The organism is Streptomyces sp. NBC_01508 (assembly GCF_045040315.1).
Lineage (GTDB): Bacteria > Actinomycetota > Actinomycetes > Streptomycetales > Streptomycetaceae > Streptomyces.
Genome location: NZ_CP109419.1, coordinates 4,159,469 through 4,172,421 on the forward strand (window position 1 = coordinate 4,159,469; position 12,953 = coordinate 4,172,421).

A 12,953-nucleotide genomic window follows, 5' to 3' on the forward strand; every position below is an offset into this window, starting at 1 on the left:
CAAGGCGTCCAAGAGCGGAGAGGTGGGGGACATGACGGCTGAACAAATGGCCGAGGACAGGGAGCGGACCGGGCAGGAGCCGCCGCCCCGGCCGCTCGACGCGATCGACCGCGACATCCTGCGCATCCTCCAGGCGGACGGCCGCGCCTCGATACGGTCCGTGGCCGAGCGCGTCCATGTCTCGCGCGCCAACGCCTACGCCCGGATCAACCGGCTCATCGAGGACCGCGTCATCCGGGGGTTCGGCGCCAGGATCAACCATGAACGGGCAGGCCAGGGCGCCTCCGCGTACATCACGCTCAAGATCGTGCAGAACTCGTGGCGCACCGTGCGCGAACAGCTCCAGGAGTTGCCGGGAGCCACCCACATCGCCCTGGTCAGCGGCGATTTCGACGTGCTGCTGCTCGTCCACGCGCCAGACAACCGGACACTGCGGGAGCTGGTCCTCACCCGGCTCCAGTCGATCCCCGAGGTGCTGTCCACCCGCACCCTGCTGGTCTTCGAGGAGACCGACCTCGACGGGGCGGCTCCACCCGCGCCCTGACCCGCCCCGGTCCCGCCCTGACCCGCCCTGGCCCGACCGCTACGAGGCTTCCGTACGGAGCCCGTCGAAGGCCATCCGTACGACCGCCTCGGCCACCTGGTCGCTGTCGTAGCCGCCGGCCGCGCCGGCCGCCTGCGGCCGGTACCACTCCACCAGCGAGTTGATCATGCCGAACAGCAGCCGCGTCGCCAGCCTGATGTCCATGTCCGCGCGCAGATCCCCGTCGGCCGCCGCCGCCTTCAGCAGGTCGGCCACCCGCTGGTCGAACTCCCGCCGCCGCTCCATGGCCCAGCGCTCGGTCGTGGTGTTGCCGCGCACCCGCAGCAGCAACGTCACGTAGGGCAGCTCCGCCATCAGGACCTCGACGGTGCGGCGCGTCACGTACTCGACCCGCTCGACGGCCCTGCCGCACCCGGCGCCCGGCTCGTCGAGGATCCCGAAGAGGCCGTCGATGGCGCGGCTGACCGCGCGCCGCAGCAGCTCCTCCTTGCCCGCCACATGGTGGTAGATCGAGGACTTGGAGATACCGGCGGCCTTCGACAGATGCTCCATGGAGGTGCCGTCGTAGCCGCGTTCGTTGAAGACGCCGACAGCGACGGTCAGCAGCGTCTCCGGCGTGTACGTGTCCCGCTTGGCCGTGGTCATGAGAGCGCCCCTTCCGACGCGGCGTCGGCGGCGGCGAGGCGGCGCAGCGCCTGTGAGGCGGCGTACCGGCCGGACGGATACTCCTCGTGCAGCCGCTCCAGCAGATGGAGCGTCCGCGCGGCCCCCAACCGCGCGCCCCAGTCGAGCGGCCCGCGCGGGTAGTTCACCCCGAGCCGCATCGCGGTGTCGATGTCGTCGGCCGTCGCGACGCCCCGCGCCCGCGCGTCGAGCGCGAAGTCGACCAGCATGGCGACCGTGCGGCCCACGATCATGCCGGGGACGTCGGCGATCACACTGACCTGCTTGCCGAGCGCCTGGAAGAGGCCGACAGCCGTACGGAGGGAGCCCTCGGCCACCGTGGCGGAGGGCGCCAGGGCTATCCGGGTCGCGCCGCGGTAGTCGAGCGCGAGGTCGAAGTGGATCAGCCGCCGGTCGGGGCCGTCCGCCGGCGCCCCGTCCGTGAGCACGAGCCGGGTGCCACAGGGCAGTTCGAGCCGGCCGGGGAATCCGGCGACGGCGTCGTCCTTACGTATGACCTCGATCCCGGCCTCTTCGATCAGCTCGGGCAGCACCGCCGCCGCGAACAGCTCGCCCTGGACGGCCACGTGCGACGGCGGATCGGCGGGCGGCGCGGTGTGCGGTACGGGGGCGGGGGCGCCGTCCTCGTACGAGAACCAGCCCCGGCCCGACTTTCGGCCGAGCCCGCCCGACTCCACGAGGCGCCGCTGGGCGAGCGAGGGCGTGAACCTCACGTCCTGGAAGAAGGACTCCCAGACGGAGCGGGTAACCGCCTCGTTGACGTCCTGGCCGATGAGATCGGTCAGCTCGAAGGGGCCCATCCGGAAGCCGCCGCACTCGCGCAGGACGGCGTCGATGGTCGCGGGGTCGGCGGCCCGCTCCTCGTACAGGCGCAGCGCCTCGGCGTAGTAGGGGCGGGCGACGCGGTTCACGATGAAGCCCGGGGTGTCGGCGCAGCGCACCGGCGTCTTGCCCCACGCCGCCGCCGTCGCCCACGCACGCGTGGCCGTCGACTCCTCGGTCGCGTGGCCGCTGACCACCTCGACCAGCGGCAGGAGCGGGGCGGGGTTGAAGAAGTGCAGGCCGACGAGGCGGCCCGGGTGGCGCAGGGCGCCTGCGACGGCCGTGACGGAGAGGGAGGAGGTGTTGGTGGCGAGCAGGCAGTCGTCGGCGACGATGTCCTCCAGCGCCGCGAACAGCTCCTGTTTGACGGTCAGTTGTTCCAGGACGGCTTCCACGACGAGCGCGGCGTCGGCGAGTTCGGCCGGCTCCGCGGCGGGAAACAGCCGGGCCTTGGCGCTGTCGCGGGCCGCCGCGTCCAGCCGGCCCTTCTCCGTCAGGCGGTCCAGCCGGGCTCCGACGGCCTCCGCCGCCCGCTGGGCGCGGCCGGGCAGTGCGTCGTAGAGGCGCACGGGATGGCCGGCGACGAGAGCCACCTGGGCGATTCCCTGTCCCATCGTGCCGGTGCCGACCACCGCGACGACGCGGGAGCGCTCGATTGCAGTCATGAACCCGATCCTCCTGTATGGACTTCCGCCGCGGTACGGGACCTCCGGTTACGAGGCCGGTCTCGGGTGGCGATCCGCCGGAACCTGACCGGAACGGGACCGTCCGGGCGGCGGGAGGGTGTGGGTTTTCCACAGGCCCCTTGTCCCGACCGATCGTTCGGTTACTCTAACTCTGTCCGTTGCCCGTGTCCCGCCGTCCTACTCGCATCCCCTGTCCCCAGTCCCGCCCAGCTCGACGAGGAGTTGGTCCGTCATGGCCGCCCAGCTCAGCCCCCAGCAGCTCAACGAGAAACACCGGCCCACGCTCGACCGGGCCCTGGAAGCGATTCGCGACCGCGCCTACTGGTCGCCGCACCCCGAGCACCCGAAGGCGTACGGCGAGAGCGCGCCGGCCGACGGCCTGGCCGAGTTCAAGGCCCTGCGCGGCACCCGTATCGATCTGGACCAGCCCGGCACCGACGGCTGGACGGGCGGCGAGACCTCGCCGTACGGCCCGGAGCTGGGCGTGGAGTATCCGCACGCCGACGTGGACGTCCTGCTGCCCGCCATGCGCGCGGGCATGGGCGCCTGGCGCGCGGCGGGACCCGAGACGCGCGCCCTGGTCAGCCTGGAGATCCTGGCCCGGATCAGCGCCCGCACCCACGAGTTCGCCCACGCCGTGATGCACACCAGCGGGCAGGCATTCATGATGGCGTTCCAGGCGGGTGGCCCGCACGCCCAGGACCGCGGCCTGGAGGCGGTGGCGTACGCGTACGGGGAGCAGACCCGCACCCCCGCCGACGCCGACTGGTCCAAGCCCCAGGGCAAGCGCGACCCCCTGGAGCTGCGGAAGTCCTTCACGGCCGCGCCGCGCGGAATCTCGCTGCTGATCGGCTCCAACACCTTCCCCACGTGGAACGGCTATCCGGGCCTGTTCGCCTCGCTGGCCACCGGCAATCCGGTCCTCGTCAAACCGCACCCCCGCGCGGTGCTGCCCCTCGCCCTCACGGTGAAAGTGGCCCGCGAGGTCCTCGCCGAGGCCGGCTTCGACCCGAATCTGGTCGCGCTGGCCGCCGAGCGGCCCGGCGAGGGCATCGCCAAGACCCTGGCGGTCCGGCCCGAGATCAGGATCATCGACTACACCGGGTCCACCGCCTTCGGCGACTGGCTGGAGACCAACGCCCGCCAGGCGCAGGTCTACACGGAGAAGGCCGGCGTCAACACGGTCCTCGTGGACTCCACGGACGACTACCAGGGCATGCTCGCCAATCTGGCCTTCTCGCTCTCCCTCTACAGCGGCCAGATGTGCACCACCCCGCAGAATCTCCTCATCCCGCGCGACGGCATCACGACGGACGCGGGCCCGAAGTCGTACGACGAGGTGGTAGCCGACCTGGCGGCCTCGGTGAGCGGGCTGCTGGGCGACGACGCCCGTGCCAACGGCGTGCTCGGCGCACTGGTCAATCCGGACGTGAAGGCGAGGCTGGACGCCGCGGCCTCTCTGGGCGACGTGGCGCTCGCCTCGCGCGAGATCGCCAACCCGGACTTCCCGGACGCGGTGGTCCGTACGCCGGCGATCGTCAAGTCCGACGGCTCGCGCAAGCGGTGGGACCCGGCGGCGGGGGCGAACGGCACCGAGGCGCCGTATCTCGCGGAGTGCTTCGGCCCGGTCTCGTTCGCCGTCGCCGTGGACTCGACGAAGGAGGCGCTGGAGCTGCTGCGCCGCACGGTGCGCGACAAGGGCGCGATGACGGTCGGCGCGTACACGACGTCGGCGGGGACGGAGCGCGCCGTCGAGGACGTGTGCCTGGAGGAGCTGGCCCAGCTGTCGCTGAATCTGACGGGCGGCGTCTATGTGAACCAGACGGCGGCCTTCTCCGACTTCCACGGCTCCGGCGGCAACCCGGCGGCGAACGCGGCGCTGTGCGACGCCGCCTTCGTGGCCAACCGTTTCCGTACGGTGGAGGTCCGCCGCCAGGCGTGACAGCGTGAGCCGCACTCGACCGGAGCCCGGCCGTCCAACGGCGGCCGGGCGCGGGTCAGTTCGGTCCTCCGGACGGCGCCTCGTCCGGGCCGCCCCAGTGGAACAGGGCCATGCCCACACTGGTGGCGAGGTTGTAGCTGGAGACCTGGGGCCGCATCGGCAGCGCCAGCAACGTGTCGGCCCGCTCGCGCAGTTCGGCCGACAGCCCGTGCCGCTCGGAGCCGAAGGCGAGCAGCGCGTCGTCGGGGATGGCCATCGACCGGATGTCGTCGCCCTCCGGGTCCAGCGCGTACAGCGGGCCCGGTGGGAACGCGTCGAGGGACAGCCGCTCCACGGCGGTCGCGAAGTGCAGCCCGGCGCCCGCGCGGACGGCGTTCGGATGCCAGGGGTCGAGGTCCCCGGTCGTCACCACCCCGCTCGCCCCGAAACCGGCCGCGAGCCGCACCACGGCCCCGACGTTCCCGAGATTGCGCGGGTTGTCGAGCACGACGACCGGCGAGCGCCTGGGCACCGCCGCCAGTTCGGCCAGGTTGTCCGGGCGCCCGCGCCTGACCGCCAGGGCCAGCACTCGCGTCGGGTGCACCTTCGGCACCAGCAGCCGCAGGGCACTGTCCGGCACTTCGACGACGGACCGCCGCAGTGTGCCGGTCAGGTCGTCGGCGAGTTCGGCCGCGAGAGCGAGCACGGACTCCTTGTCGCTGGTGAGGGCGAGCCGCACGTCCGCCCCGAACCGCAGCGCGTGCTTCAGCGCGTGGAAGCCGTCGAGCACCACGGCGCCGGGGGCACTCTCGTGCCACAGCCGCACGGCGCTCGCGGGATCGACGTCGTTCATCGCCCCAGCGTAGGCGGGCGGACCGGCGGGGCGAGCCGTCACCGGACGAGCGAGGGGTCCGCGCCGGTGCCGGGCGGTGCCGGGGGCGGCGTCGGCGGCACGTCGTCGGTGTTCGGGGCGGGCCCGGTGCCGTCCCCCCGGCGTTGCTCCGGCACGGTGTCGCCGCGCGCCGGCCGGCGGGGCGGCTCGCCGAGCCGGTGCCACACGTTCGTCGCCATGTCGCCGACACGGACGAGGAAGCCCGTCGGCAGGAAGACGGCATCGGCGGCGATCATGGCGAGCGAGAAGAACGGCAGCCCGAGCAGCAGGGCGATACCCGCGTGCTCCAGCATCATGGCCACCAGCAGGACGTTCTTGACCCGCCGGTTGAAGAGCGTGAACGGGAAGGCGACCTGCACCATGACCGTGCCGTACGTCAGCACCATCACCATCACGCCGCTGGACGCCAGGATGTCGGAGAGACCGGGCCAGGGCGCGAAGTAGTCAAGATTCAGCGGGTAGTACAGCGCGGTGCCGTCCTGCCAGCGCGAACCCTGGATCTTGTACCAGCCGGCCGTGGCGTAGATCAGACAGACCTCGACCATGATCACGACGAGTGCGCCGTTGTGCGTGAGGTTGCCGAGGACGTCCAGCAGCGTGCGCGCCTCGCTCCTCGGCGCGTAGCGGTTGACCGCCCACCACAGCCCCTGCGAGACCCACAGCGTCCACAGCAGCGCCGTCACCCACCACTCGCCGCCGGTCCTGTCCAGCAGCGTGCCCAGCAGGGCCACGCCGAGCACCACCCACAGCAGCGGCCCGGCCCGGTCGACGGGCGCGGCCTTGCCGGACGCCACGACGCGCGCCGCGCGGGCCTCCCGGCGGGCGTCCAGCGACCAGACCTGGCCGCAGCGGGTGAGCACCAGATAGATCGCCATCAGGTGGATGACGTTGTCGCCGCCGTCGCCCATGAAGATGCTGCGGTTCTGGAGGGACAGCACGCCCACCATGAAGAGCACGGACATGGTGCGGGTGCGCCAGCCGAGCATCAGCAGGGCGCTGGACAGTACGGCGGCGGCGTACACGACCTCGAACCAGACGCCGCTCTCGGACCACATCAGCGTGGTGAACGCGCCGTTGGCGGAGATCAGTTGCTGGGCCATGTCCCAGCTCCACGGGCTGCCGGGGCCGTACAGCTCACGGCGGTTCGGCAGCTCACGCAGCAGGAAGAGGAGCCAGGCGGCGGCGAAGCCGATGCGGACGACGGCGCTCTGGTAGGGGCCGAAGGATTGGGACGTGACGCGCTGGAGGGCTTGCGCGGCCTCGCGGACGACGGCCCGCTCGCGGACGGGGCGGCTCATCCGCGGTCCTCCGTAAGGCCGTTGTCCTGCGCGGCGTTGTCCTGCGCGGCGTTGTCCTGCGTGGCACCGCTCGGCGCACTGTCGCTCCGTGCGCTGTCGCTCCGTGCGCTGTCGTTCCGTACGCCCTCGTTCCGTACGCCCTCGTTCCGTACGCCTTCGGGCAGGTCCTCGGAGGTCACGGTCCACCAGGGGAAGACCCGGTAACCGGGCTTCGTGTTGATCTTCTCGTCACTCCACGGGGGCGCCTCGACGGCCCGGGTGGCGGACCTGAGCTGGATACGTTCGACCGGACCGCCCAGATCGTGCGCCTCCAGGCGCAGCATCACTATCCGGCGTATGTAGCTCTCGGAGAGCTGCCCGCGCAGGCCGTTGGGGCGCGCCTTTTCGTCGTGGGAGTCGACGTAGAAGTCCCAGCCCCGGCGCAGCTCGTTCTGGTCCACATGGCTGGGGAGGGGGTTGCCGCGGACCGCCGCGGCGTCCTCGGCGGTCAGATTGATCCAGCCGGTCGTGGCACGCGATCCGTCCGCCCGGTCCACCTCGGCGCGCACCTCGACGGCGATGTTCTGCTGAAGGGGATTGGGCGCGAACAGCTTCCAGTTCTGCTCGAACTCCGGAAAGACCCAGTCGCCCACCTCCTCGCTGTACTCCTTGGAGACCGTGTTGTCCGGCGCGACGTGCAGGAACACCATGGCCACATGACCCACGGCGACCAGTCCGACGACCGCGAGGGCGAGCGCGGCGACCACTTGGTACGGGAAGGAGAGCCCGGCTATCCCCCGGGGTGGACCCGGTGGTGGTGCCGGGTTCTCACCCCTGGCGTCGTTCGAATCCATGCCGCCCCGATCCCCGTCTTTCCACAGTCGGTTATCCACAGGGTTGACACCCTACGGGCCGCCGACCGACCATTGAAGTCCATGAACCGAACGATCGGTCGGTAGGGGGCCCGGATGACGGCAGTGACCGAGGGGACGGCTGTGGAGGCGACGGTGGAGACGACGGCACAGGGGTACGAGGCGGCGTTCGACGCGGCCGTGGCCGCCGACGAGCGCATCGAGCCCCGCGACTGGATGCCGGAGGCCTACCGCGCCTCGCTCGTCCGCCAGATGGCCCAGCACGCGCACTCGGAAATCATCGGCATGCAGCCGGAGGCCAACTGGATCACGCGTGCGCCCTCGCTGCGGCGCAAGGCGATCCTGATGGCCAAGGTGCAGGACGAGGCGGGACACGGGCTGTATCTCTACAGCGCGGCGGAGACCCTGGGCACGAGCCGTGACGAGCTGCTCGACAAGCTCCACGCCGGCCGCCAGAGGTATTCGTCGATCTTCAACTATCCGACGCTGACGTGGGCGGACGTCGGCGCGATCGGCTGGCTGGTGGACGGCGCCGCGATCACGAACCAGGTCCCGCTCTGCCGCTGTTCGTACGGCCCGTATGCCCGCGCGATGGTCCGCATCTGCAAGGAGGAGTCCTTCCACCAGCGGCAGGGGTACGAATCCCTGCTCGCCCTCAGCCGCGGCACCCCCGCGCAGCACGAGATGGCGCAGGACGCGGTGAATCGCTGGTGGTGGCCCTCGCTGATGATGTTCGGCCCGCCGGACGCCGAATCGGGGCACACCGAGCAGTCGATGATCTGGAAGATCAAGCGGCACTCCAACGACGAACTCCGGCAGCGGTTCGTGGACATCTGCGTCCCCCAGGCCGAGGTGCTCGGCCTCACGCTCCCCGACCCGGACCTGAAGTGGAACGAGGAGCGGGGACAGCACGACTTCGGGGCGATCGACTGGACCGAGTTCCGCGAGGTCCTGAAGGGCAACGGCCCCTGCAACGACGAGCGGATCGGCCAACGGCGCCGTGCGCACGAGGAAGGCGCCTGGGTGCGCGAGGCGGCGACGGCGTACGCGGCGAAGCACACGGGGAACGTCCCAGGGAAGCACGTGGAGAAAGAGGCGACGGCATGAGCGGCTCGACCCAGTGGCCTCTGTGGGAGGTGTTCGTGCGGTCCCGCCGAGGACTGTCGCACACGCACGCCGGAAGCCTGCACGCCCCGGACGCGGAGATGGCGCTGCGCAACGCACGCGATCTCTACACCCGCCGCAGCGAGGGCGTGTCGATCTGGGTGGTCCCCTCCACCTCGGTCACCGCCTCCTCGCCGGACGAGAAGGACTCGTTCTTCGAACCGGCCGGCGACAAGCCCTACCGCCACCCGACGTTCTACGAGATCCCGGAGGGGGTGCGTCACCTGTGACCGGCACCCCGACCAGGACCGGGACCGACACCGCGGCCCTCGCCCTCGCCGACGACGCGCTGATCCTGTCGCACCGGCTGGGGGAGTGGGCGGGACACGCCCCCGAGCTCGAAGAGGACGTGGCCCTCGCCAACATCGCGCTGGACCTGCTGGGCCAGGCCCGGATCCTGTACTCCCTCGTGGGGGACGAGGACGAGCTGGCCTATCTGCGCGAGGAGCGCGCCTTCCGCAATCTCCAGCTGGTCGAGCAGCCGAACGGCGACTTCGCGCACACGATCGCGCGCCAGCTCTACTTCTCCACCTACCAGCGGCTGCTGTACGGCCGGCTGGCGGGCGGGGCCGGCCCCTTCGCCGGGCTCGCCGCCAAGGCCGTGAAGGAAGTCGACTACCACCAGGACCACGCCGAACAGTGGACGGTGCGGCTCGGTGACGGCACCGCCGAGAGCCATGAGCGGATGCAGCGGGCCTGTACGGCGCTGTGGCGGTTCACCGGCGAGATGTTCGAGCCGGTGGGCGGGGACGGCTCCGGACCGGACGGACCGGACGGACCGGACGACGTCAACAGGCAGGAGCTGGAGGAGAGTTGGCTCTCCTCGATCAGCGCCGTACTGGAGCGCGCGACGCTGACCGTGCCCGACGGACCGCGCGCCGGGGCATGGACGGCGGGTGCGGGCCGACAGGGCCTGCACACCGAGTCGTTCGGCCGGCTGCTCGCCGAGATGCAGCACCTGCACCGCAGCCACCCGGGGGCGTCATGGTGACCGGCACGGGCCCGCCGACCGCGCTGGAGAGCGAACTGCGCGCGCTCGCCGGTTCGGTGCCCGACCCCGAACTGCCGGTGGTGACACTGGAGGAGCTGGGCGTGCTGCGCGCCGTCCATGTCTCCGGGCCCGGCCGGGTCGAGGTCGAGCTGACCCCGACCTACACCGGCTGCCCGGCGATCGAGGCGATGTCCTCGGACATCGAGCGGATCCTGCACGACCACGGGATACCGGACGTCTCCGTCACCACGGTGCTCTCCCCCGCCTGGTCGACGGACGACATCAGCGCCGAAGGGCGCCGCAAGCTCGCGGACTTCGGCATCGCCCCGCCCCGCCCGCACAGCACGGACGGACCGGTGCCGCTCACCCTCGCCATCCGCTGCCCGCACTGCGGCTCGACGGACACCGAGCTGCTGAGCAGGTTCTCCTCCACCGCGTGCAAGGCGCTGCGCCGCTGCTCGGCCTGTCGCGAACCGTTCGACCACTTCAAGGAGTTGTAGATGTTCCATCCGCTCCGCGTCAGCGAGGTCGAGCGGCTCACGGACGACTCGGTGACCGTCACCTTCGCCGTACCGCCCGAGCTCGACAAGACGTTCCGGCACACACCGGGGCAGCACATCGCGCTGCGCCGGGTCGTGGCCGGCGAGGAGATCCGCCGTACGTACTCGATCTGCGCGCCCGCCGGCGAGCGCCCCGTGCTGCGGGTGGGCATCCGGCTGGTCGAGGGCGGTGAGTTCTCCACGTACGCCCTGAAGGAACTGGCCGTGGGCGACACGGTCGATGTCATGGAGCCGACCGGCCGCTTCCTGCTGGCGCCGCGCGCCGGGCACTTCGCCGCCGTCGTCGGCGGCAGCGGCATCACGCCGGTGCTGTCGATCGCCTCGACACTCCTCGCACGGGAGCCGGATGCCCGGTTCTGTCTGATCCGCAGCGACCGCACGGTGGCCTCGACGATGTTCCTGGAGGAGGTCGCCGACCTCAAGGACCGCTTTCCGGACCGCTTCCAGCTGGTCACGGTGGTGTCCAGGGAGGAGCAGCAGGCCGGGCTCCCCTCGGGCCGGCTGGACGAGGAGCGCCTGGCGGGGCTGCTGCCCGCGCTGCTCCCGGTGGACAGTGTCGACGGCTGGTTCCTGTGCGGCCCGCTCGGTCTGGTCAAGGGCGCGGAGCGGGCGCTGCGCGGCCTCGGCGTCCGGCGGCAGGTGATCCACCAGGAGATCTTCCACGTGGACGACGGCGCGCTGGACGCGGCCCTCGCGGCGGCGAACGCGGCGACGCCCGCCATGACCGCCGCCACCTCGGGTGCCCCCGCCGGAAGCACCCTCACCGCGACGCTCGACGGCCGGTCCGGCAGCTGGCCCGTCCGGGACGGGGACTCCCTGCTGGAGACGGTGCTGCGCAGCCGGGCGGACGCGCCGTACGCGTGCAAGGGCGGCGTCTGCGGGACCTGCCGGGCGTTCCTCGTCTCCGGCGAGGTGCGGATGGACCGCAACTTCGCCCTGGAACCGGAGGAGACGGAAGCGGGCTATGTCCTGGCCTGCCAGTCCCATCCGGCCACCGCCGAGGTCGAGTTGGACTTCGACCGCTGACCCCGGCCCCGGCCAGCCGTGCCGCGGAAGGCCGGAAGGACCGGAGGGCCGAGCGCCGGGGGTCTACCGGTGGCGGCTCGTCAGAGGACGAACGCCTGGCTGCCGCTGTCGGTGACCATCGGCCGCCCGGCGCCGTCCCACGCCTGCATCCCGCCCTCGACGTTCGCCGCGTCGATCCCCTGCTGCACCAGGTACTGAGTGACCTGTGCGGAGCGGCCGCCGACCCGGCACATGACGAAGGCCCTGCGCCCGTCGGCCACCGCCTCGGTCACCTCACCGAAACGCGCCACGAAGTCGCTCATCGGGATGTGCAGCGCGCCCTCGACATGGCCCGCCGCCCATTCGTCGTCCTCACGGACGTCGAGTACCAGACCGTCGGACGGTACCGCCGCGACATCCACCGCGGGCAGCTGGGCGAAACTCATGTGATGTGCCTTCTCTCGTACGTGTCTGTGGGGCGGATGGTGCGACAGGTGACAGCCTCGCGCACGGGGCGCGCTACCGCTGCACCAACCTGGCCAGTTCGGACTCGCGTCCCGAAACCTCGGTGAGCAGCTGCTCGGCGATCTCCTCCAGCAGCCGGTCGGGGTCGTCGGGCGCCATCTGAAGCATCGCGCCGATCGCGCTCTGCTCCAGATCCTTCGCCAGAACCGTCAGCAGCTCCTTGCGCTGGGCCAGCCACTCCAGCCTGGCGTACAGCTCCTCGCTCTCGCTCAAGCGCGGCTCCTCCGGCGCGGGCCCCGCCGCCCACTCCTCGGCAAGCTGCCGAAGCAGCGCCTCGTCCCCACGCCCGTAGGCCGCGTTCACACGGGTGATGAACTCGTCACGGCGGGCCCGCTCGGTGTCGTCCTGCGCGAGATCCGGGTGCGCCTTGCGGGCCAGATCGCGGTAGAGCTTGCGCACCTCGTCGGTCGGCCGCACCCGCTTCGGCGGCTGCACGGGCTGATCGGTCAGCATCGCCGCGGCCTCCGCCGACAGCCCGTCGGAGTCGAGCCAGTCGTGGAACAGTTCCTCGATCCCCGGCATCGGCTGCACCATGGCCCGGGCCTCACGCGCCTTGCGCAGATCCTCGGGATCGCCCGACCGCGAGGCACGGGCCTCGGCGATCATCGCGTCCAGCTCGTCCAGCCGCGCGTACATCGGGCCCAGCCGCTGGTGGTGCAGCCGCGAGAAGTTCTCCACCTCGACCCGGAACGTCTCCAGCGCGATCTCGAACTCGATCAGCGCCTGCTCGGCGGCGCGCACGGCCCGCTCCAGCCGCGCCTCCGGCCGCTCGGTCCCCGGCTCCGCGCCGCCGCCCCCGTCCGCCGCGCCTGCCGCGTCCCCGGCGCCCTTCGTGGCGTCCGCGTCCTTGGCATCCGTCGTCGCATCCGGCACGTCTGGCACGTCCTGCTCGTCGTCGTTACGGATCGTCGGCTCCCCGGGGGCGTCCTGCGTCACCCGTCCAGCGTACGGGCGAACACGGCCTCCTCCTTCACATCCCTGGTCCCACGCCCCGACACGCCTCGCGGATC

General features: G+C 71.7%; 14 protein-coding genes. 7 read left to right on the forward strand and 7 right to left on the reverse strand.

Going from position 1 to position 12,953, the window contains the following annotated elements:
- The first annotated feature begins 31 nt into the window (after window positions 1-31).
- The gene (locus tag OG700_RS19150; protein WP_405615155.1) at window positions 32-544 is read left to right on the forward strand and encodes an Lrp/AsnC family transcriptional regulator; all 513 of its coding nucleotides are present in this window, start codon (window positions 32-34) and stop codon (window positions 542-544) included.
- A gap of 39 nt (window positions 545-583) precedes the next feature.
- On the opposite strand, the gene OG700_RS19155 is transcribed toward OG700_RS19150, so the two are convergent.
- Both OG700_RS19155 and OG700_RS19160 read right to left on the reverse strand, forming a co-directional pair.
- Window positions 584-1,189 carry a TetR/AcrR family transcriptional regulator gene (locus OG700_RS19155; protein WP_405615157.1) on the reverse strand — a complete coding sequence of 202 codons (606 nt, stop codon included), beginning with the start codon at window positions 1,187-1,189 and terminating at the stop codon, window positions 584-586.
- Window positions 1,186-2,715 (reverse strand): 3-hydroxyacyl-CoA dehydrogenase, encoded by a 1,530-nt coding sequence (locus OG700_RS19160; RefSeq protein WP_405615159.1) that lies wholly within the window; start codon window positions 2,713-2,715, stop codon window positions 1,186-1,188. The genes OG700_RS19155 and OG700_RS19160 overlap by 4 nt, the downstream gene beginning before the upstream one ends.
- Before the next feature lie 253 nt (window positions 2,716-2,968).
- On the opposite strand from OG700_RS19160, the gene paaN reads away from it, so the two are divergent.
- The gene (gene paaN / locus OG700_RS19165) at window positions 2,969-4,678 is read left to right on the forward strand and encodes a phenylacetic acid degradation protein PaaN (protein ID WP_405615161.1); all 1,710 of its coding nucleotides are present in this window, start codon (window positions 2,969-2,971) and stop codon (window positions 4,676-4,678) included.
- Window positions 4,679-4,733: 55 nt separating this feature from the next.
- Here paaN and OG700_RS19170 read toward each other — a convergent pair whose 3' ends face one another.
- The 3 genes from OG700_RS19170 to OG700_RS19180 are packed head-to-tail and all read right to left on the reverse strand — an operon-like array spanning window position 4,734 to window position 7,680.
- On the reverse strand, window positions 4,734-5,510 hold the full coding sequence (locus tag OG700_RS19170; RefSeq protein WP_405615163.1) for a TrmH family RNA methyltransferase: 777 nt from the start codon (window positions 5,508-5,510) through the stop codon (window positions 4,734-4,736).
- Between the two features lie 38 nt (window positions 5,511-5,548).
- A complete protein-coding gene (locus OG700_RS19175) occupies window positions 5,549-6,847 on the reverse strand; it encodes an HTTM domain-containing protein (RefSeq protein ID WP_405615165.1) in 1,299 nt (432 codons plus the stop codon).
- A complete protein-coding gene (locus tag OG700_RS19180) occupies window positions 6,844-7,680 on the reverse strand; it encodes a DUF5819 family protein (RefSeq protein ID WP_405615167.1) in 837 nt (278 codons plus the stop codon). Before OG700_RS19180 ends, OG700_RS19175 begins: the two co-directional genes overlap by 4 nt.
- Before the next feature lie 114 nt (window positions 7,681-7,794).
- Between OG700_RS19180 and paaA the strand changes: the two genes are divergently transcribed.
- From paaA to OG700_RS19205, 5 genes are read left to right on the forward strand one after another with little or no spacing between them, the layout of a single operon-like run.
- Complete coding sequence (gene paaA, locus OG700_RS19185; RefSeq protein ID WP_405615169.1) at window positions 7,795-8,805, forward strand: 1,2-phenylacetyl-CoA epoxidase subunit PaaA; 1,011 nt, start codon at window positions 7,795-7,797, stop codon at window positions 8,803-8,805.
- Window positions 8,802-9,092 (forward strand): 1,2-phenylacetyl-CoA epoxidase subunit PaaB, encoded by a 291-nt coding sequence (gene paaB / locus OG700_RS19190; protein ID WP_405615171.1) that lies wholly within the window; start codon window positions 8,802-8,804, stop codon window positions 9,090-9,092. Before paaA ends, paaB begins: the two co-directional genes overlap by 4 nt.
- A complete protein-coding gene (gene paaC / locus OG700_RS19195) occupies window positions 9,089-9,853 on the forward strand; it encodes a 1,2-phenylacetyl-CoA epoxidase subunit PaaC (protein WP_405615173.1) in 765 nt (254 codons plus the stop codon). The genes paaB and paaC overlap by 4 nt, the downstream gene beginning before the upstream one ends.
- Entirely contained in the window at window positions 9,847-10,353 is a 507-nt protein-coding gene (gene paaD, locus OG700_RS19200) for a 1,2-phenylacetyl-CoA epoxidase subunit PaaD (RefSeq protein WP_405615175.1), read from the forward strand. Before paaC ends, paaD begins: the two co-directional genes overlap by 7 nt.
- Complete coding sequence (locus tag OG700_RS19205; RefSeq protein WP_405615177.1) at window positions 10,354-11,439, forward strand: 2Fe-2S iron-sulfur cluster-binding protein; 1,086 nt, start codon at window positions 10,354-10,356, stop codon at window positions 11,437-11,439.
- An 80-nt stretch (window positions 11,440-11,519) separates the two neighbouring features.
- Here OG700_RS19205 and OG700_RS19210 read toward each other — a convergent pair whose 3' ends face one another.
- Together OG700_RS19210 and OG700_RS19215 are read right to left on the reverse strand one after the other, a co-directional pair.
- Window positions 11,520-11,864, reverse strand: coding sequence for a rhodanese-like domain-containing protein (locus OG700_RS19210; RefSeq protein ID WP_405615179.1), 345 nt, complete (start codon window positions 11,862-11,864; stop codon window positions 11,520-11,522).
- A gap of 73 nt (window positions 11,865-11,937) precedes the next feature.
- On the reverse strand, window positions 11,938-12,879 hold the full coding sequence (locus OG700_RS19215; RefSeq protein ID WP_405615181.1) for a J domain-containing protein: 942 nt from the start codon (window positions 12,877-12,879) through the stop codon (window positions 11,938-11,940).
- Between the last annotated feature and the right edge of the window lie 74 nt (window positions 12,880-12,953).

Excerpts from the sequence above, each read along its gene's own strand:
- paaN (WP_405615161.1), top strand. The coding sequence starts at position 2,969 with ATGGCCGCCCAGCTCAGCCCCCAGCAGCTCAACGAGAAACACCGGCCC.
- OG700_RS19150 (WP_405615155.1), top strand. The coding sequence starts at position 32 with ATGACGGCTGAACAAATGGCCGAGGACAGGGAGCGGACCGGGCAGGAG.
- OG700_RS19155 (WP_405615157.1), bottom strand. The coding sequence starts at position 1,189 with ATGACCACGGCCAAGCGGGACACGTACACGCCGGAGACGCTGCTGACC.
- paaD (WP_405615175.1), top strand. The coding sequence starts at position 9,847 with ATGGTGACCGGCACGGGCCCGCCGACCGCGCTGGAGAGCGAACTGCGC.
- OG700_RS19205 (WP_405615177.1), top strand. The coding sequence starts at position 10,354 with ATGTTCCATCCGCTCCGCGTCAGCGAGGTCGAGCGGCTCACGGACGAC.
- OG700_RS19175 (WP_405615165.1), bottom strand. The coding sequence starts at position 6,847 with ATGAGCCGCCCCGTCCGCGAGCGGGCCGTCGTCCGCGAGGCCGCGCAA.
- OG700_RS19160 (WP_405615159.1), bottom strand. The coding sequence starts at position 2,715 with ATGACTGCAATCGAGCGCTCCCGCGTCGTCGCGGTGGTCGGCACCGGC.
- OG700_RS19170 (WP_405615163.1), bottom strand. The coding sequence starts at position 5,510 with ATGAACGACGTCGATCCCGCGAGCGCCGTGCGGCTGTGGCACGAGAGT.
- OG700_RS19210 (WP_405615179.1), bottom strand. The coding sequence starts at position 11,864 with ATGAGTTTCGCCCAGCTGCCCGCGGTGGATGTCGCGGCGGTACCGTCC.
- paaB (WP_405615171.1), top strand. The coding sequence starts at position 8,802 with ATGAGCGGCTCGACCCAGTGGCCTCTGTGGGAGGTGTTCGTGCGGTCC.
- paaA (WP_405615169.1), top strand. The coding sequence starts at position 7,795 with ATGACGGCAGTGACCGAGGGGACGGCTGTGGAGGCGACGGTGGAGACG.
- OG700_RS19180 (WP_405615167.1), bottom strand. The coding sequence starts at position 7,680 with ATGGATTCGAACGACGCCAGGGGTGAGAACCCGGCACCACCACCGGGT.